At 58.6% G+C, this 18,590-nt stretch carries 17 protein-coding genes; 11 read left to right on the top strand and 6 right to left on the bottom strand.

Annotated features, from left to right (window positions below):
• Positions 1 to 172 precede the first annotated feature (172 nt).
• Positions 173 to 1,075, bottom strand: coding sequence for a glycine betaine ABC transporter substrate-binding protein (locus ACIQAL_RS02280; RefSeq protein ID WP_341959481.1), 903 nt, complete (start codon positions 1,073 to 1,075; stop codon positions 173 to 175).
• 219 nt (positions 1,076 to 1,294) lie between these two features.
• On the opposite strand from ACIQAL_RS02280, the gene ACIQAL_RS02275 reads away from it, so the two are divergent.
• The gene (locus ACIQAL_RS02275) at positions 1,295 to 3,331 is read left to right on the top strand and encodes an FAD-dependent oxidoreductase (RefSeq protein WP_401141931.1); all 2,037 of its coding nucleotides are present in this window, start codon (positions 1,295 to 1,297) and stop codon (positions 3,329 to 3,331) included.
• Between the two features lie 216 nt (positions 3,332 to 3,547).
• Here the strand turns inward: ACIQAL_RS02275 and ACIQAL_RS02270 are convergent, their stop codons facing one another.
• On the bottom strand, positions 3,548 to 4,327 hold the full coding sequence (locus ACIQAL_RS02270) for a pyrroline-5-carboxylate reductase family protein (protein WP_401141929.1): 780 nt from the start codon (positions 4,325 to 4,327) through the stop codon (positions 3,548 to 3,550).
• Positions 4,317 to 5,021, bottom strand: a complete 705-nt coding sequence (locus ACIQAL_RS02265) for a TetR/AcrR family transcriptional regulator (RefSeq protein WP_166593375.1) — start codon at positions 5,019 to 5,021, stop codon at positions 4,317 to 4,319. The genes ACIQAL_RS02270 and ACIQAL_RS02265 overlap by 11 nt, the downstream gene beginning before the upstream one ends.
• Positions 5,022 to 5,136: 115 nt before the next feature.
• Between ACIQAL_RS02265 and ACIQAL_RS02260 the strand changes: the two genes are divergently transcribed.
• From ACIQAL_RS02260 to ACIQAL_RS02250, 3 genes are all read left to right on the top strand, one after another.
• Positions 5,137 to 6,135: a LysR substrate-binding domain-containing protein gene (locus tag ACIQAL_RS02260; protein ID WP_401141926.1), complete on the top strand. Its 999-nt coding sequence runs from the start codon at positions 5,137 to 5,139 to the stop codon at positions 6,133 to 6,135.
• Between the two features lie 258 nt (positions 6,136 to 6,393).
• The gene (locus tag ACIQAL_RS02255) at positions 6,394 to 7,650 is read left to right on the top strand and encodes an SRPBCC family protein (protein ID WP_401141923.1); all 1,257 of its coding nucleotides are present in this window, start codon (positions 6,394 to 6,396) and stop codon (positions 7,648 to 7,650) included.
• Positions 7,651 to 7,659: 9 nt separating this feature from the next.
• Entirely contained in the window at positions 7,660 to 8,802 is a 1,143-nt protein-coding gene (locus ACIQAL_RS02250; RefSeq protein ID WP_401141921.1) for an FAD-binding oxidoreductase, read from the top strand.
• Positions 8,803 to 8,966: 164 nt separating this feature from the next.
• Here the strand turns inward: ACIQAL_RS02250 and ACIQAL_RS02245 are convergent, their stop codons facing one another.
• Positions 8,967 to 9,686 (bottom strand): UTRA domain-containing protein, encoded by a 720-nt coding sequence (locus tag ACIQAL_RS02245; protein WP_401141918.1) that lies wholly within the window; start codon positions 9,684 to 9,686, stop codon positions 8,967 to 8,969.
• Positions 9,687 to 10,071: 385 nt separating this feature from the next.
• Here ACIQAL_RS02245 and ACIQAL_RS02240 point away from each other — a divergent pair, with 385 nt between their 5' ends.
• The 6 genes from ACIQAL_RS02240 to ACIQAL_RS02215 all read left to right on the top strand — a co-directional run bounded on the left by ACIQAL_RS02240 (position 10,072) and on the right by ACIQAL_RS02215 (position 15,624).
• On the top strand, positions 10,072 to 11,148 hold the full coding sequence (locus ACIQAL_RS02240; RefSeq protein WP_401141915.1) for an ABC transporter substrate-binding protein: 1,077 nt from the start codon (positions 10,072 to 10,074) through the stop codon (positions 11,146 to 11,148).
• A gap of 250 nt (positions 11,149 to 11,398) precedes the next feature.
• On the top strand, positions 11,399 to 12,205 hold the full coding sequence (locus ACIQAL_RS02235; protein WP_401141912.1) for an alkaline phosphatase family protein: 807 nt from the start codon (positions 11,399 to 11,401) through the stop codon (positions 12,203 to 12,205).
• The gene (locus ACIQAL_RS02230) at positions 12,202 to 13,044 is read left to right on the top strand and encodes an ABC transporter permease (protein ID WP_401141909.1); all 843 of its coding nucleotides are present in this window, start codon (positions 12,202 to 12,204) and stop codon (positions 13,042 to 13,044) included. The genes ACIQAL_RS02235 and ACIQAL_RS02230 overlap by 4 nt, the downstream gene beginning before the upstream one ends.
• Positions 13,031 to 13,828, top strand: a complete 798-nt coding sequence (locus ACIQAL_RS02225; protein WP_401141906.1) for an ABC transporter permease — start codon at positions 13,031 to 13,033, stop codon at positions 13,826 to 13,828. Before ACIQAL_RS02230 ends, ACIQAL_RS02225 begins: the two co-directional genes overlap by 14 nt.
• Before the next feature lies 1 nt (position 13,829).
• Positions 13,830 to 14,816 (top strand): ABC transporter ATP-binding protein, encoded by a 987-nt coding sequence (locus tag ACIQAL_RS02220; RefSeq protein WP_401141904.1) that lies wholly within the window; start codon positions 13,830 to 13,832, stop codon positions 14,814 to 14,816.
• Between the two features lie 154 nt (positions 14,817 to 14,970).
• The gene (locus ACIQAL_RS02215; protein ID WP_401141901.1) at positions 14,971 to 15,624 is read left to right on the top strand and encodes an HAD family hydrolase; all 654 of its coding nucleotides are present in this window, start codon (positions 14,971 to 14,973) and stop codon (positions 15,622 to 15,624) included.
• 59 nt (positions 15,625 to 15,683) lie between these two features.
• On the opposite strand, the gene ACIQAL_RS02210 is transcribed toward ACIQAL_RS02215, so the two are convergent.
• Both ACIQAL_RS02210 and ACIQAL_RS02205 read right to left on the bottom strand, forming a co-directional pair.
• Complete coding sequence (locus ACIQAL_RS02210; RefSeq protein WP_401141899.1) at positions 15,684 to 16,166, bottom strand: hypothetical protein; 483 nt, start codon at positions 16,164 to 16,166, stop codon at positions 15,684 to 15,686.
• Between the two features lie 362 nt (positions 16,167 to 16,528).
• Positions 16,529 to 16,993: a hypothetical protein gene (locus ACIQAL_RS02205; RefSeq protein ID WP_401141896.1), complete on the bottom strand. Its 465-nt coding sequence runs from the start codon at positions 16,991 to 16,993 to the stop codon at positions 16,529 to 16,531.
• Positions 16,994 to 17,600: 607 nt separating this feature from the next.
• Here ACIQAL_RS02205 and ACIQAL_RS02200 point away from each other — a divergent pair.
• Positions 17,601 to 18,518 (top strand): hypothetical protein, encoded by a 918-nt coding sequence (locus ACIQAL_RS02200; protein WP_401141893.1) that lies wholly within the window; start codon positions 17,601 to 17,603, stop codon positions 18,516 to 18,518.
• The last annotated feature ends 72 nt before the right edge of the window (positions 18,519 to 18,590 follow it).

The following is an 18,590-nucleotide window of genomic DNA, read 5'->3' as shown; positions in this document are numbered from 1 at the left end:
TCGGCAGAAGCAAAAGCAAAAGCAAAAGCCAAAGCAAAAGCAAAAGCAAAAGCAAAAGCAAAAAAACACGAAACCCCTGTAGCAGTCCGGCTCGCCAGCGACATCCGTGTGGTCGCTGCCGCCGACAAGTCGGACTGCTACAGGGGTTTCGCGTTTATCGTTGAGCTTCAGATCAAGGCGTAACCGCTGCCGTGGTGTTGTCCTTGAACATCGCCGCGAAGCGCTGTTTGTTGGCGGCGTAGTAATCGGCGGTGACCTTCTCGGCCGAGCTGGAACGCGCTTCCAGCATCATCTTTTGCAGATCGTCCTTGGGGATCGAATAGTGGGCGAAGAACTGCGCCACTTTCGGGTATTGATCGCTGAATCCCTTGCGGGCGAAGGCGTGGATCTGCTCGGCGCCGCCGAAAAGGTGCTCAGGGTCATCCAGATAACGCAGCGGGTATTTGGAGAACATCCAGTGCGGGCTCCAGGCGTTGACCAGTGACCACTTGCCGCGTTTGAGGTTGCGGTCCAGCTCACTCAGCATGCCGCTTTCCGAAGAGGCGACCATCTTGTAGCCAACGATTTTCTTGTCGTTGAGCACCTTCTCGGTGAGCTTGTACTGACCGTTGCCCACTTCGGAGGTCAGGATCTTGCCGTCGAATTTCTCGCTGATCCCAGGTTTGTTCAGGTCCGCCAGGCTGGAGACTTCGCTGGCCGGGACGATGTCCGGCACCGCCATGCCGATCCGCCCTTCATACAGCACGCCCAGGTCTTCGATCTTGTCCTTGTACTTGTCGTAGAACGCCTTGTGCGTGCCCGGCAGCCAGACCATCGGAATCATGTCGATGTTGCCGTTGGCCATGGCCTGAAACTGGATGCCGATGTCGGCCATGACCAGTTTCACCGGCTGCTTGAGCTGGTCTTCCAGCACCAGCGTGGCCAGCTTGACGGTGATCTCAGTGTCCGACCAGTTGACCCAGCCGATGCGCACCGGCGGTTGATCGGCGGCGTGGCTGAACAGACTCACAGTCGTCAAGGCGACCCCTGCTAACCAACCAATACTTTTTTTCTTATACGGCGAATAAGCAACCATCGTGCATCTCCCCTGTTGTGTATGGGTGTTACTGGGTGTGGCAGTGAAGTGAGTGAATCGCGCCAGTCTTTGGCCAGCTGTTGCGCCGATCTTATCCACACATTGAGTGGGGTAGCAAGCGAAATGTACACCAGCGTCTGCATCGATTGACACATGTGTACATTTCACATACTTTCGCGTCAAACCTAGCCTGATGTTCCCTTCCAGGAGCGCACCACCATGTCCAGCGATCCTCTGCTGCAGCCCTATAAGATCAAGAACCTCACCCTGCGCAACCGCATCATCACGACCTCCCACGAACCGGCGTATCCGGTGGATGGCATGCCCAAGGACCTGTATCGCGCTTATCACGTGGAACGGGCCAAGGCCGGTGTGGCGCTGACCATGACCGCAGGGTCGGCGGCGGTGTCCCGCGACAGCCCGCCGGTGTTCAACAACGTGCTGGCGTACAAGGACGAGGTGGTGGGCTGGCTCAAGGACCTGACCGACGAATGCCATGAACACGGCGCGGCGGTCATGATCCAGTTGACCCACCTCGGGCGGCGTACCCGTTGGGACAAGGCCGACTGGCTGCCAGTGGTGTCGCCGTCCCATCGTCGCGAAGCGTCCCACCGCTCTTTCCCCAAGAAGCTGGAAGACTGGGACATTCAGCGGATCATCAAGGATTACGTCGACGCCGCCGAACGCATGAAAGCGGCAGGCATGGACGGCCTTGAGCTTCAGGCTTACGGCCACTTGATGGACCAGTTCTGGTCGCCGTTGACCAACGATCTGGACAACGAATACGGCGGTTCACTGGATAACCGCCTGCGTTTCACCTTCGACATCCTGCGCGGCATTCGCAAACAATGCGGCGAGGATTTCCTGCTCGGCGTGCGTTACACCGGCGATGAAGATTTGCCAGGGGGCTTCGGTGCGTCGGACGGCATCGAGATTTCGAAACGCTTGAAAGACAGCGGGCTGGTGGACTTCCTCAACGTCGTCAAAGGCCACATCGACACCGACGCCGGACTGACCGACGTGATCCCGATTCAGGGCATGCGCAACTCGCCGCACCTGGATTTCGCGGGTGAGATTCGTGCGGCCACGGGCTTTCCGACCTTTCACGCCGCGAAGATTCCCGACGTCGCCACCGCCCGCCACGCCATCGCCTCGGGCAAGATCGACATGGTGGGCATGACCCGCGCGCACATGACCGACCCGCACATCGTGCGCAAGATCATCGAGAAGCGCGAAGAAGAGATTCGTCCTTGCGTCGGCGCTAACTACTGCCTGGACCGCATCTATCAGGGCGGCGCGGCGTACTGCATTCACAACGCGGCCACCGGTCGCGAAACCACCATGCCCCACGAGGTTCCCAAGGCTGCGGTGAAACGCAAAGTCGTGGTCATCGGCGCAGGCCCCGGCGGGCTGGAAGCGGCGCGGGTCGCGGGTGAACGCGGGCATGACGTCACGGTGCTGGAAGCGGCGGATCAACCGGGCGGGCAGATTCGCCTGACCTCACTCAGCGAACGTCGTCGCGAGATGATCAGCATCATTGACTGGCGCATGGCCCAGTGCGAGCGACTGGGGGTGAAATTCCAGTTCAACACCTGGGCCGAAGGGCAAACGGTGCTGGACCTGGAGCCGGACGTGGTGATCGTCGCCACCGGCGGCCTGCCCGACACCGAGGTGTTGAAAGAGGGCAACGAACTGGTGGTCTCGGCCTGGGACATCATTTCCGGTGACGCAAAGCCGGGCAAGAACGTGCTGATTTTCGACGACGCGGGCGACCATGCCGCATTGCAGGCTGCCGAAGTGATCGCCCAGAGCGGTGCGCGTCTGGAAGTCGTGACGCCGGACCGCTCTTTCTCCCCGGAAGTCATGGCCATGAACCTGGTGCCCTACATGCGCAGCCTGCAAGACCTGGACGTGGTGTTCACCGTGACTTATCGCGTGGAAGCCGTGCAACGTCGCGACGGCAAACTCGCCGCGATCTTCGGCAGCGACTACGGGAAGGTCAACAAAGAGCGCATCGTCGATCAAGTGGTGATCAACCACGGCACGTTGCCGATGGACGAGCTGTATTTCGAACTGCGTCCGCTGTCCAGCAACCAGGGCGCGGTGGAACAGCACGATTTGATCGCGGGCAAGGCGCAGAACCTGGTCACCAATCCTGAAGGACGTTTCCAGCTGTTCCGGATTGGCGATGCGGTGGCGGCGCGCAACACCCATGCGGCGATTTACGATGCGTTGCGGTTGGTGAAGGATTTGTAGATCCGGCACAGATTGCAGCGCTGAACACAGGGTCTCGGTACGCCGCAGGTCCTGTGGGAGACGCCAGACCTGTGGGAGCGAATTTATTCGCGAAAAAAAAATCAGCCGATAGAGATGCATCGTCTGACCTGGCCCCTCGCGAATGAATTCGCTCCCACAAGGGGGGCGTGTTTCATCCAGATAGAAAGGAGGGTCAGGCGATTTAAGCACCGCGCATTACATGCCTTTCCGTGCGATATCAGCCCCCGCCTGCACTGCGCGGCCTATCTGCTCTTCAAACCCCGCCTCGATCAAGCGCTGCAACCCCGCGGCCGTCACGCCTTTGTACGCCACCAACGCATCAATCATCCCTTGCGGATCGTGATTGGCCAGCAACTGGCTCGCCGATACCACCACCCCTTTCGCCGCCTGCCGCGCCACGTCTTCGGGAATGCCTGCGATCACCGCCTGCCGCGTCAACGCCGTCATCAACAGCGCGGGAAACGCCGGCCCGGTGCCCGACAGCGCACTCAAATAATCGATGCCGTCTTCCGTCGGCACCCGACTGGCCGTGCCCACGCATTCGAGCAAGCCCTGAATGAACGCCACCTCAACCGCGTCCAACCCTTGGGCGCAATACCAGGGCGTGAACGACTGCCGGATTTCAATCGCTGCATTGGGCATTGCGCGAACAATGACGGAAGCCCCGGTCGCGGCACTGATCGTCCGAGACGTGACACCCGCCATCAGCGAAATCACCCGTTTCCCCGTCGCCCGAATGTTCAGCGCCTTGAACTGTTCGGGGCGCACGGACAGGATCACCACATCGCTGGCCTCCACCAACGCCTGATTGTCGGCCAGCACTTGAGCGCCAGTGTCCGCCAATGGGTGGCTGCCCGAACGGTTCGACACGATCAATTGGTTTGCCGGAATGAACCCCGTATCGAGCAATGCGTGAGCCAGCCCGCCACCCAACCAGCCAGTGCCGCCGATGATGCCGACGCGTTCAGTTGCCATGGGCGGTCTCTTCGAACGTCTCGGCGAGGGGCACGAATTCCCCCGGCTCTTTTTCGGCGTAACCGAAGGCGCCGTAGAAACGGTCCAACTCCCGTCGTTTCGGGGCCTTGCCGGTAAAAATCGCCACGTAATGCGGGATGCGTCGGAAACGCTCGGTGATGTCTTCGCTGGTCTTCATCGAGATGTAACCGATCTGCGTAAGGTAAATCGTCCGCGCCCGTGTGTCAGCGGCGTCGGGGTCGTAGCCGAAGCGGCGGAACATCGCAGCCAGTGCGTTGATACGTGAGTCGTCCGCAGCGGCGATTTCCGAGGCCACTTCCTCGGACTGCAAAGCCCAACTGCGCACCGCGAATTCGAATTGGGAATCGAACAGCTCGGGGTTCAGCCAGCATTCAAAAACGTTGAGGATCGCTTCGGTGATGTTTTCGGCATACCCTTCGGACTGCTTGACCATGCCGCCGGTGTTGTTGTCCTTCCAGCGGGCCAGCAAGGCGGCCAGCAATTGTTCGCGGTCCTGAAAGAACCAATAAAAGCTGGTGCGAGAGAGGTTCAGGCGCTTGGCCAGGGGCATGACGCGCACGGCGTCCACACCGGATTCCTTCAAGGCGTCGTAGGCAGCTTCCAGCCATCCTTCCGGCGAACCGCGCCAGCCGGAGTCCTGGGATTTGCCTCGTTCCTTGCCTGATACCGACATCTGATGTCGCCTTTGTTCGATTGTGAGTGAATGAACTGTACGCCCCCGCTTCTTTGATGTACATCCGTGTACATTCGAATGACGCTGTGTCAATCACCCCGCACCTGGCGCGCTTATGCAGTCCGACTCTCCCCCTCAAGCAGCGCCGCTAAAAGAAGAGCCCTCGAAGAAGGTCAAAGGCTACCGACGCCTGATCCCGTCAATGACGGCGCTGCTGGTGTTCGAGGCTGTCGCCCGGCTCAGCAGCTTCACCCTCGCAGCGCAGGAATTGGGGGTGACGCAGGCGGCGGTCAGCAAGCAGATTCGCTTTCTCGAAGAAACCCTCGGCACTCGGCTGTTCCATCGCCTGCACCGGGCGATCAAGCTGACCAGCGAGGGCTACACGCTGTTTTCGGTGACGTCCGAATCCCTGCAACGGGTCGCGGGGGTCTTCGACAAGATTCACGAAGGCATCAGCGAGCAGGAAATCGTCCTCGCCAGCACTTCGGCATTTTCCCAGCTGCGGATTCTGCCGCGCCTGGGCACCTTGCGACGGGAGCAGCCGAACCTGCATTTGCGGCTGGTCACCCACATGCTCACCCCGGATTTGCGCAGCGACGACATCGACCTGGCGGTGCGTTACGGCGATGGCAAATGGGACGACGGCACGTCGATTTTCCTGCTCGACGAAGAGGTGTTTCCAGTGTGTTCGCCGGGGTGGCTCGCGACCCACACCGCGCCAGTTTCGGCGGAAGACTTCATGCACGTGGAGCTGATCGACTCCGACGCCACGCTGGAAGGCTGGATGACCTGGAACGGCTGGTTCAAAGCCTTGGGCGACGAGCGTCCCCGCCTCAAATACGCCCTGCGTTGCAGCTCGTACACCGACACCATCCAAGCCGCGTTGCAGGGGCATGGCGTGGCGCTGGGCTGGAACCGGCTGCTTGAACCGTTGCTGGCCCGAGGGGAATTGGTGCGGCTGACGTCCTACGTGGTCAGGCCCAAGGATGCCTATTACGTGGTTGTGCCCAACGGGCGCAAGGCCACGCCGTTGGTGCAGGGGTTGGTGGAATGGTTGCGCACTGGGTCAGTTGGACATTTTCAGCCAGACACACCACCTTCGCGGCCGTCGTAACCTCCGGCTGCTCCCACAGGAATCGGGTCTGAACCAAGATCCGTGGCACACGCAAAACCTGCGGGAGACGCCTGAGGTTACGACGGCAGCGAAAGCGGTGGATCAGGCAGATGATTGACATCTGGCTCGCCTGAGCCTTGGCATAACTTCCAGCTATGCGAACCTGAAAATATAGCGCGTTGACGCTTTTTTCTGCCCTCTCGATACTGGGCTCATCGAACACATCCCCTTATAAGATCCAGCCTCTGAGGTGCAGTCATGAGCATTGCCGCCGTCGATTTCCATCGCCAGTTAGTTGCCACGCGAACGCCCGGTCATGGCATGAACGGCGCGTTATTCGGTCGTGAAGACATCTTTGAGAACGATGTCCATATCTTCTTTAATCAGCACTGGATATTGGTCGGCGTGACGGCAGACATTCCCGAGCCCGGCGATGTTTCGACCATCGACATTGGCAAATCCTCGATCCTGCTTGTGCGCGATGACGACGAGCAGATTCAGGCGTTCCGCAACGTCTGCCGCCATCGCGGCGCACGGTTGAAACCGGCGGGCAAGTCCACGGTGGGCATGTTGGTCTGCCCTTATCATCAATGGACGTATGACCTGGATGGCAGCCTCAAACATGCCGCGCACATGGGCAAAGACTTCAACGCCAACTGCAGAAGTTTGATTCCCGTTCATACCAAAGTGGTCGGCGCACATATATTCGTGTGCCTGGGTGAACAACCGCCGGAAGATATCGCGCACCTTGAACAGACCCTGACTCCGCGGTTCGCACCTTACAACATGACCCACACTAAAATTGCCCATGAATCGGAAATCATCGAGAACGGCAATTGGAAACTGGTGATCGAGAATAACCGTGAGTGTTACCACTGCGCAGGCACGCACCCGGAACTTACGGCTTCATTCCTGCCAGAAGACTTCGGCTTTTGCGCAGATGGCTTGAGCGAAGAATCCCTTAAAGCCCTGGACGAATACGAACAGCGCAACGCCGCCGCGAAGAAAAGCTGGGAGGACGAAGGCTTCGTCTGCGATGCCGTCGAGCATCTGGACGTGGACGCCGTGACGCAATTTCGTACGCAGCGTTTGGTGATCGCTGGCAATGGCGAATCGCAAACCCTCGACACCCGCGTCGCCTGCACCAAGCTGTTTGGCGACCTGACTCGCCGCGACCTGGGCGATGTGCACCTGTGGACCCACAACTCCTGGACCCACGTGATGAGCGATCACGCAGTGATTGCCTACATCATTCCGCTGGAACCGGGCAAAACCCTGGTGCGCACCAAATGGCTGGTGAACGCCGACGCCGTGGAGGGCGTTGATTACAACGTCGACAGGCTGGTGGAGGTGTGGAACGCCACCAACCTGCAAGACGCCGATCTGGTGGCGATCACCCACAGCGGCACGCAAGACCCTGCGTACTCCCCCGGCCCGTTTTCGGCGTTCACCGAATCCTACGTCGATCAGTTTTCGCGCTGGTACGCCGCGCGGCTTGCGGCCCACGGTGTGTGAGGAATGATCATGACCCGATTCGAGACTTTGCCTACCCACCTCGGTAACGCGTCTTCGCAGCAACGCTTCACCGACGCGGACACCTGGGGCGCGTACGGCGCGCAGTGGAACAGCGGCGAGCAGAAAACCCTGCTGTGCTGCGACGTGCGCGACGAAACCCACGACGTGAAGACTTTCAGCTTTCGCTGCCCGGATTTCAACGCACTGAGTTTCGAACCGGGCCAGTTCATCACAATTTCGCCGGTGATCGCCGGGCAGACCATCGCCCGTTGCTACACGCTGTCTTCTTCACCCACGCGGCCGTTTTCCTTCTCGATCACGGTCAAGCGCGTGCCGAATGGCGTAGTGTCGAACTGGCTCCACGACAACCTGCGAGCAGGCGATACGCTGGGTGCTTCAGGGCCAGCTGGCAGTTTTACTCCGGTCGGTCATCCCGCCGCCAAGTTGCTGTACCTGTCGGCGGGGTCGGGCGTGACGCCGTTGATGTCCATGACCCGCGCCGGTTTCGACCTGTCGGCGCAGCTGGACGTGGTGTTCGTGCACAGTGCGCGGACGCCCGTCGATATCGTCTTCCACGACGAACTGACCCGCATGCAGGCGTTGATGCCCGGACTGCGGGTGCTGAATGTGTGCGAGGGCTTGGGGGTCGACGTGGACTGGAAGGGACCGGTCGGTCGCCTGAGTCTGGAACTGCTGAGTGAGGCTGTGCCTGATTTCAAGGAGCGCGAGGTTTTCACCTGCGGGCCGAAGGGCTACATGGACGCGGTGAAGGCGCTGCTGAAAAACGGCGGCTTCGATTTCGCGCACTACCACGAAGAAAGCTTCGACATTGCGGCGCTGGTGGAAGAGCCGTTGATCGAGGCCGCCCCGAGTGTCGAGCAGGGGGAGAAGCTGTTCACCGTCACCCTGTCCCGCTCCGGCAAGACCTTCAGCATGCCCGCAACCCAGACTGTGTTGTCAGCAGCGAAAAAGGCCGGGGCTATCGTGCCGTCGTCGTGCAGCCAGGGCGTGTGCGGCACCTGCAAAACTTCGTTGCTGCAAGGGACCGTGGAGATGAACCACAACGGCGGGATTCGTCAGCGCGAGATCGACAAGGGATTGCGGCTGTTGTGTTGCAGCAAGCCGACGTCGGATCTGGTGATTGATTTGTAGGTCATTGGACGATCCCGTCAGGCCTGCAAATGGGGTCTCCTGTGGGAGCGAATTCATTCGCGAAAAATGTGTCAGGCGATAGAGATGTGTGGCCTGCACGGGCGAATCGCGAATGAATTCGCTCCCACAGGGGAGGTTGCGTACACCTGCCAGACCAAGCGCGCTCAGCGCTCCCCCACCACCGCGCTCACGTGAATCGCATCGTGTCGCCAATACTCCAGGTCGCAATCGATCAGCCGCCCGCGCTGGTCGTGGTTGACCCTGGCAATACGCAAACCGGGGCTGCCGATCGACACTTTCAACGCTGCCGCCGCTTCCACCGGTAATGCCGTCGGCACCATCTCGAATCGCACCTGGCCGTAACGAATGTCGTAATGGCGGGCGTAGAGTTCGGTCAGGGACTGGTTCAGGTCGAAGTCCAGAATCTGCGGAAAATACTCGGGATTGAGGTAGTGCTCGACGTACAGCACCAAGCGCTCATCGATGCGTCGGGCGCGGCAGATCTGGATCACACTCGACAAGGCTGGCAGTTGCAGCAACCCGCAAATCGCTGCGGACGCAGGCTGCAATCGGGCAGAAATCACTTGGGTCGCCGGCACCCTGCCCTGCGCTTCGACCATCGCGTGGAAGTGGCTGCGGCGCATCAAGTCGTATGCGAGACGCGGGGGAGAGATGAACCAGCCCCGGCGCTCTTCACGGTAAATCAGCCCTTGAGCTTCCAACTGCACCAGCGCCTCGCGCAAGGTAATGCGCGTGGTGTCGAAGACTTCGCTGAGTTTGCGTTCAGCGGGCAACTTGCTGCCAGGCGGCAACAGACCGTGTTCGATCTGCTCTTGCAGGGCATTGCAGATGGTCGTCACCGCACGGGGCACATCTTGGCGCATTGCGTTACCTATCTGGACTAGACCAGCGCTAATCGGGGGCAAAGCGTACCGCTCAAGAGCCCGCTTCAATCACCCAGAGCCTAGGCAGCCTAGATGACTGTTCCGTGACATTCCAGCGCGATCCGCTTGAAAAATCAGGCATTTAAAAGAAATTAACCTTTTCAGATCAGCCACTTGGCCATGGTCTACGCTTATTCCACAGCCGTACCCTCTGCCTGGCGTCATTCAAGCAAAAGACGGTCCAGACACGAAAGTGTCATGAGGCTCGCCTAACTTGGCTCAGGTATTGCTGACCTAGACCAAACCATTAGCACCACCCACCCGCAACCAACACTTCGCCGACCCTTTCCTGATAGAGGTCGAGAAGTGCCCAAAGGAGCTTCGAATGAAACACCTTTTGCTGGCATCACTCCTGGGTTCGGCCATTGCGCTGAGCACATCGGCCATGGCCGCGGACACCGACCTTAAAACGCTGGAAGCTGCGGCCAAAACCGAAGGCGCGATCAACAGTGTGGGGATGCCCGATGACTGGGCGAACTGGAAAGGCACCTGGACCGACCTGACCGCCAAGTACGGCCTCGTGCACATGGACACGGACATGAGCTCGGCGCAAGAAGTCGCCAAGTTCGATGCGGAGAAAGACAACGCCAGCGCAGACATCGGTGACGTGGGTGCCGCGTTCGGCCCTATCGCCGTTACCAAAGGCGTGACCCAACCGTACAAGCCGACCACCTGGAATCAAATCCCGGATTGGGCGAAAGACAAGGACGGTCATTGGGCACTGGCCTACACCGGCACCATCGCGTTCATCGTCAACAAAAAGCTGCTGCACGGCTCCGACGTGCCGAAGTCCTGGGCGGACCTGAAAACCGGCAAATACAAAGTCACCATCGGTGACGTGAGCACCGCCGCTCAAGCCGCCAACGGCGTACTGGCCGCCGCCATCGCCATGAAAGGCGACGAAACCAATATTGCCCCTGGCCTGCAACTGTTCACCGAACTGGCCAAGCAGAAACGCCTGGGCATCAACAACCCGACCATCCAGACCATGGAAAAAGGCGAAGTGGAAGTGGGCGTGGTGTGGGATTTCAACGGCCTGAGCTACAAGGCCAAGATGGCCAACCCGGATGACTACGTGGTGCTGATCCCGTCCGATGGTTCGGTCAAATCCGGCTACACCACCATCATCAACAAATACGCCAAGCACCCGAACGCGGCCAAGCTGACCCGCGAATACATTTTCAGTGACGAAGGCCAGATCAACCTCGCCAAGGGCAACGCCCGTCCGATTCGCGCTGAAACTGGTCTGAAGCTGCCGGAAGAAATCGCGAAAAACCTGATCCCGTCCGAGCAATACGTCAAAGCGAATCCGCAGCCGATCAAAAACGCAGACGCGTGGGAAAAAACCTCGAAAGCCCTGCCGCAGCAGTGGAACGAACAGGTCATCGTAGAGATGCAGTAAGCCCCCAGTGGCGCTTCAAGGATGAAGCGCCGTTTTTTGTGGGGGGCAACAACCTGCTTCTGTCCGAAGGACGTAGGAGCTGGCTTGCCTGCGATCTGCCGCGGAGCGGTAGTAATACCGGCTAACTCGGTGTGTCAGGTATATCGAATGCGCAGGTTTCGCTACCGCTTCGCGGCAGATCGTCAGCAAGCTGGACTCCTACGCCTTCGGCCGAATCAAAAGCAAAACACCCGAACATCCCGGAGCGCGCATGAAACACAACGTCATCCTCATCCTGCTGGACGGCCTGAGTTACAGCGTGGCGCAGCATGCGATGGGGCATCTGCTGGCGTACCGCAATGCAGGTCGCGCCGCGCTCTATAAGCTGGAATGCGAGCTGCCTGCCCTGTCCCGCCCCCTTTACGAATGCATCCTGACCGGCGTCGCACCCATCGACAGCGGCATCGTGCATAACCACGTTTCGCGTCTGTCCAACCAGCGCAGCGTCTTTCACTACGCCGCAGCCGCCGGACTGAACACCGCCGCCGCGGCCTATCACTGGGTCAGCGAGCTGTACAACCGCAGCCCCTTCATTGCCTCCCGCGATCGCCACACCGACGACGTCGACCTGCCGATCCAGCACGGTCATTTCTATTACGTCGATCACTACCCCGATTCCCATCTGTTCGACGATGCCGAGCATCTGCGAACCGCGCATCAGCCGAATTTCCTGTTCATCCACCCGATGAACATCGACGACGCCGGGCACAAGCACGGCCTCGACAGCCCGCAGTACCGCAACAGCGCGCGCTCGGCGGACATCATCCTCGCCGAGCACCTGCAGCGTTGGCTCGACGCCGGTTACCAAGTGCTGGTGACCGCCGACCACGGCATGAATAACGACCGCTCCCACAACGGCATCCTGCCGGAAGAACGCGAAGTCCCGCTGTTCGTCATCGGCGACGCGTTCAGCCTCGACCCCGGCGCGCAACCGAAACAGACCGAGATCTGCGGCACCGTCTGCGAGCTGCTCGGCGTGCCCCACGACAAACCCGTCTGCAGAGAGGTGCTCAAGTGAATTCACAGAGTCGCGGCAAATGGCTGGGGCTTTTGTGCCTGGTGCCGTTTGCGATTTTCTTCATTGCGTTCCAGATCGCGCCGCTGGCGTGGGTCGCGATCAACAGCCTGCATTCGGACGCGGGTTGGGGCCTCGATAACTTCGTCAAAGCCTTCAACTCGCGCTTCTACCGACAGGCCATGCAATACAGCCTGGAGATCAGTTTCTGGTCGAGCCTGATCGGCATCGTCATCGCGATCCTCGGCAGTTATTCGCTGCGCAAAGTCCCCTCGCGGTTGCGGGATTTCGTCAGCGCCTTCGCCAACATGACCAGCAACTTCTCCGGCGTGCCACTGGCGTTCGCCTTCATCATTCTGCTGGGCTTCAACGGCGCACTGACGTTGATCCTCAAGCAGGCCGGGATCATCGATGACTTCAACCTGTATTCGAAGACCGGCCTGATCATCCTCTACACCTACTTCCAGATTCCCCTCGGTGTGTTGCTGCTGTACCCAGCGTTTGATGCGCTGCGTGACGACTGGCGCGAATCGGCGTCGTTGCTCGGCGCCAGCGGCTGGGATTTCTGGCGGCACATCGGCATTCCGGTGCTGACCCCTGCCCTGCTGGGCACCTTCGTGATCCTGCTCGCCAACGCCCTCGGCGCCTACGCGACGGTCTACGCGCTGACCACCGGCAACTTCAACGTGCTGCCGATTCGCATCGCTGCGATGGTGGCCGGGGACATCACCCTCGACCCGAACATGGCCAGCGCCCTGGCGATGATTCTGGTGGGCATGATGACCCTCGTGACCGTCGTCCATCAGTGGCTGTTGAAGAGGAGCTACCATGTCTCGCGCTGAACACGGCCCGGTCGGGCTCTACCACCGCGTGGTGGTGTACATCCTGTTTCTGATCCTGCTGGCGCCGTTGCTCGGCACGTTTGTGTATTCGATCGCCACCAGCTGGTCGGCGACCATTCTGCCCGCAGGTTTCACCTACAAATGGTACGTGGCGCTGTGGAGCGACCCGCGCTTTCTCATGGCGTTCGCCCAGTCGCTGCTGGTCTGCGTCGGCGCGCTGATCCTCTCGGTGGTGCTGGTTCTGCCGCTGTTGTTCGTGGTGCATTACCACTTCCCGAAACTCGACGCGCTGATGAACATCCTCATCCTGCTGCCCTTCGCGGTGCCGCCGGTTGTGTCGTCGGTGGGGCTGTTGCAGCTCTACGGCTCGGGGCCGCTGGCGATGGTCGGCACGCCGTGGATTCTGATCGGTTGCTACTTCACCGTGGCCTTGCCGTTCATGTACCGGGCGATTACCAACAACCTGCAAGCGATCAATCTGGTGGACCTGATGGACGCCGCGCAACTGCTCGGCGCCAACACCTTTCAGGCAGCGTTTCTGGTGGTGCTGCCGAACCTGCGCAAGGGCCTGATGATCGCCCTGCTGCTGTCGTTCTCGTTCCTGTTCGGCGAGTTCGTGTTCGCCAACCTGTTGGTCGGCACCCGTTACGAGACCCTGCAGGTTTACCTCAACAACATGCGCAACAGCAGCGGCCACTTCAACAGCGCCCTGGTGATTTCCTATTTCTTCTTCGTGCTGCTGCTGACCTGGGCGGCCAACCGACTGAACAAGGACAAAGACTGACATGAGCTTCGTCACTGTCGAAAACCTGCAAAAGAACTACGCCAGCACCGCTGTGTTCAGCGACATCAACTGCGTGATCAACAAGGGGGAATTCGTGACCCTGCTCGGCCCGTCCGGCTGCGGCAAGTCCACCCTGTTGCGTTGCATCGCAGGGCTGACCTCGGTCACCAGCGGCAAGATTTTTCTCGATGGCAAGAACCTCGTCCCGGTGTCGCCGCAGAAGCGCGGCATTGGCATGGTGTTTCAGAGTTACGCGCTGTTCCCCAACATGAACGTGGAACAGAACGTCGCCTTCGGTTTGCGCATGCAGAAGGTCAGCGCTGACGAAACCAAACAGCGCGTGGCTGAGGTCTTGAAGCTCGTCGAGCTGAACGAACTGGCCAAGCGTTACCCGCACCAGATGTCGGGCGGGCAGTGCCAGCGTGTGGCGTTGGCACGCTCACTGGTGACTCGCCCTCGCCTGCTGCTGCTCGATGAGCCGCTGTCGGCACTGGATGCGCGCATTCGCAAACATTTGCGTGAACAGATTCGTGCGATTCAGCAGGAACTGGGCCTGACCACGATTTTCGTGACCCACGACCAGGAGGAAGCGCTGACCATGTCCGACCGGATTTTCCTGATGAATCAGGGCCGGATCGTGCAAAGCGGCGACGCCGAAACCCTGTACACCGCGCCGGTGGATGCGTTCGCCGCAGGCTTCATCGGCAACTACAACCTGCTCGAACCCGACGACGCCAGCCGCCTGATGCAACGCCCGATCAACAGCCGCGTGGCGATTCGTCCGGAGGCCATTCAACTGAGCCTCACTGGCGCGCTGGAAGGCGAAGTGCGCAGCCACAGTTTGCTGGGCAACGTGATTCGTTACCGCGTCGAAGCGCGCGGGGTGGAACTGGTGGTCGACGTGCTCAATCGCTCGGCTGATGACTTGCACCCGAACGGCCGCCGCGTCACTCTGAACATCGAAGCGTCGGCGCTCTGCGCCGTGTAAGGCAACTGCAAGCAGAGGAGCAGCTGCGAGCTGCAAGCTTCAAGCTGTAAGAAAAAGCGGAATCACCGCTGCTCTTACTTGCAGCTTGTAGCTCGAAACTTGCAGCTGCGCGCCGAGCATCCATAAAACCCACACTGAAAAAAGGAGAGCGCGCATGGCCTTGGCCATCTTCGATCTGGACGAAACCCTGATACACGGCGACTGCGCCAGCCTGTGGAGCGAGCAGATGGGGCGTCTGGGCTGGGTCGATCCCGAATCGTTCATGAAGAAAGACCATGAACTGATGGAGGCCTACAGCAAGGGCGATCTGGCGATGGAGGACTACATGGCGTTCAGCCTGGAACCCATGATCGGCCGCACACCCGAAGAGGTGGATTTCCTCGTCGGCCCGTGGGTCGAGGACTACATCGAACCGATCATTTTCAGCGACGCAACCCGCACCATCGCCGAACACCGCGCCAACGGCGACCGCATCCTGATCATCTCCGCCTCCGGCGTGCATCTGGTGCAAGCCATCGCCGAACGCATCGGCGTCGACGAAGTGCTGGCCATTGATCTGGAAGTCGCCCACGGCGTCTACAGCGGCAACACCCGAGGCGTGCTGACCTACCGCGAAGGCAAGATCACGCGGTTAATGGAATGGCTGGATCAGGAAGGAGAAAACCTCGAAGGCGCGAGTTTTTATTCTGATTCGAGGAATGATTTGCCGTTGTTGCAGAAGGTCGACTTCCCGCATGTTGTGAATCCCGATGCGGTGCTCAAAGAAGCAGCAGAGAAGGCCGGTTGGCCGATTCATCGCTGGAACTGATTTCATCGCCGATGACAACCTGATCCATTCCTGGATCAGGCCGTTATTATCAGCGAGTATCAGTTGGGGCCAGGAGGACTCACTTGATTCAACTCGAAGTTATCGAGTACAAAAAAGCTGGACATATTGTTGCACCTGAACTGTATTTCACGTACAGGTGATCCGTGGAACACCACCTGACGAGGTCCGCTGACCGATTCTTTCAGCTCTTCCCAATAATAACCGCCATTCTTCAAATGAAAGAGCACTACCACACTGGACGCCGGCGTCAGGTAGTGCCAAAACTTAACCTCACTAAACTCCACCTTGGCGAATACAAAAACAACTTTATCGCTCGCCAACTTGCTATCGTTCGCGTAGATCACTTTCCCTTCGATTTTTCCAGGTTGAACACTGACCCCCTTATAATCAAGCGACTGAAGCGCCACCTGACCACCCTCATTGGAATAAACCTCTGCAAAAGTAGGCGTCTTGAACTCGTTATAATTGTTCACGACCTGAGAGGGTTGATCATCAAAGTTTTCGCGTTCTGCGGCCATCATTCAATCTCCTCATTCCCTGTTTAACATTAATTAACTGCATCCTGCACAGGACACAGCGAAAGTATTAACTTCTTCACGCCCCTCTTCCAGTGCACGGTTCATAATAATCGTAGGCGGTGTCGACATAGCGGAAACCAAAACAAATGAAAACAATAAGTTAGCCCGTCGTTATTTCCGTTTCGAAGAACATTTATTCCAAATCAATAGATACTTGGCGACGCACAGATATCCAGACGCTTTGTGATTGCGCAATGAAATAAGCGCGAGTCCGCGATCTCCCTCAGAACATGCGCGCGCCACCCACCCGACTCATGATTGAACCGGGCAAGGCACCGCAGTAATGCGAACAGGAAACGGGCGTATCAAGAAAACTCAAAATGATCGATCACGAACCACTCTGATGCACTGATGCCACTGATCTGGAGGCGGCTGATGCGCTCGCCCGAGAAATGGACCTGCAGAGGCAAGTCATTGGAGTCTCCGAGCATTTGCTGGCTTTGACTGCCGTCCTCAGAGATACAGGTGACCTTCGTTGAGGGTGAGCCATGGAGATAATGCCAAAAACTGAGTTCGTTACATGGCACCTTTAGCGTGATGACCACCGACGCTTTGTTGCTTGCCAAGGCGTGAAAGTTGACATGTAACACCTGACCCTCGTATTTCCCGGGTATGGGGTCATACGGCATATCCTTATTATAGGGTTGAATGGCGACTGTCCCCGTAGGGTCTTCATTAAGGATCGTCATTGTAGACGTCTGAACGGTTTCGCCGGGCATCAGTATGACGGACGCCGTCAAATCAAAATCTTCATGACGTTCACGGGTCACTGCAAGTGTCCAGGTACCGGAAACAGGGGTGCCTGACGGTCACTAGGCTTGAATTTCATGGGAGCCCTCAGACAGGTCTGAAAGACTGACGATCCACTGATTATCGCTCGCAACATTCACAACTTTATTAAAAACACCATCAACGAAAATAGCGATGGTCTCTCCCACGACACGTTCATTAGCTGCCAGCGACAGCTACCGACGATCTGAATCCATGATACGTATACTCCCTTGTTAAAACCGAAGACGGTGGGCGATCCACTGTCATACCGCGTGTCCAATGCACGTGCTTTCATCATTAATTTTCACAGCTTTGAAACCATATCAGCCACACTCACTTGCAGGCCTATTACTACAACATAAACAAAATGACAGCACTGATATAGAATTCATTTTGAATAAGGGTTATTCCAAAACACTGTAAAAAACCACGGGACTGTCATCAGCGGTCCATTACAACGGGTCGGCTAACTTCATTATTGAGAGACGAGTGTGAAGGATCACTGTCCGACCAACGGTCGCAAAACCTGTCATTTATGACAGTAGCCAAACGCCCCGACCCGGCGCTCAATCTGCACTGTCCATCCATAGACAGGAGTCAGCCGGCATGAACCGCCCCACCTCCAGCTCAGCCCCAGACACACTCTCCCTTACGCCCAATGGCACAGCGCGCCTCAACGAAACTGTCGAGGTGTTTGACGGTGCAACCTCGCTGGGCACCGCTACGGTTAATGTAGACGGTACATGGACCTACCCCCTCTCAGGACTGAATGCCAGCTCGCACTCAATCAGGGCCATCCTGCAATCCGGTAATCGACCGGGGTCAAATACCCACAGCTTCACCGTGATAGCGGCCGCCACCCCCACAATCAGCAGCATCAAAAACTCTGCGGGCGCAGAAATTGCCCACGGCGGCGAAACGTTTGACACCCGCGTGACCGTTAGCGGTACGGCCACGCCAAATCAGTCCGTGGAGATTTTTGACGGCAGTAATTCAAAAGGCACGCAATCGGTCAATGCCAGCGGCAACTGGAGCACAACGCTGAGCGGATTGAGCATCGGCAGCCACGCGATAAAGGCAGTGGCGCAATACGGCAGTAATCCCTCCTCGACTATACGCAGCTTCAGCGTCGCCAGAGAGGTTACCCCCACCATCGGCAGCATCAAGGATCCCCAGGGGAATGAGATTGCAGAAGGCGCAGCAACCTACGACACCAACATCACCATCACAGGGACAGCCTCGCCCAATCAGTCCGTGGAGATTTTTGACGCTAGCGCCTCCAAAGGCACGCACTCGGTCGATGTCAACGGTAACTGGACCAGGGCCCTGACCGGGTTGGGCGTCGGGCGCCACACGATTACGGCAGTGGGCCAATATGGCAGTCGTCCGTCTTCGGCAATACGCAGTTTCAGCGTTGAGGTCGCGAACCCCACTATCACCAGCGTCAAGGACTCCAATGGAGTGGCCATTCCCGCCGGGGGAACGACGACCGACACCGCCATTACCATGACGGGCTCCGTGTGACCTCGGTTGCGGCGCAATGTCCGCTGCGCCATTTCGCGATGTCTGATCACCTGTGGGAGGGATTTCAGTCAC

The organism is Pseudomonas sp. NPDC088368 (genome assembly GCF_044753445.1).
GTDB lineage: Bacteria > Pseudomonadota > Gammaproteobacteria > Pseudomonadales > Pseudomonadaceae > Aquipseudomonas > Aquipseudomonas bambusae.
Note: the sequence above shows the minus strand (reverse complement) of the source record. Positions and strands in the feature narration are given on the sequence as shown.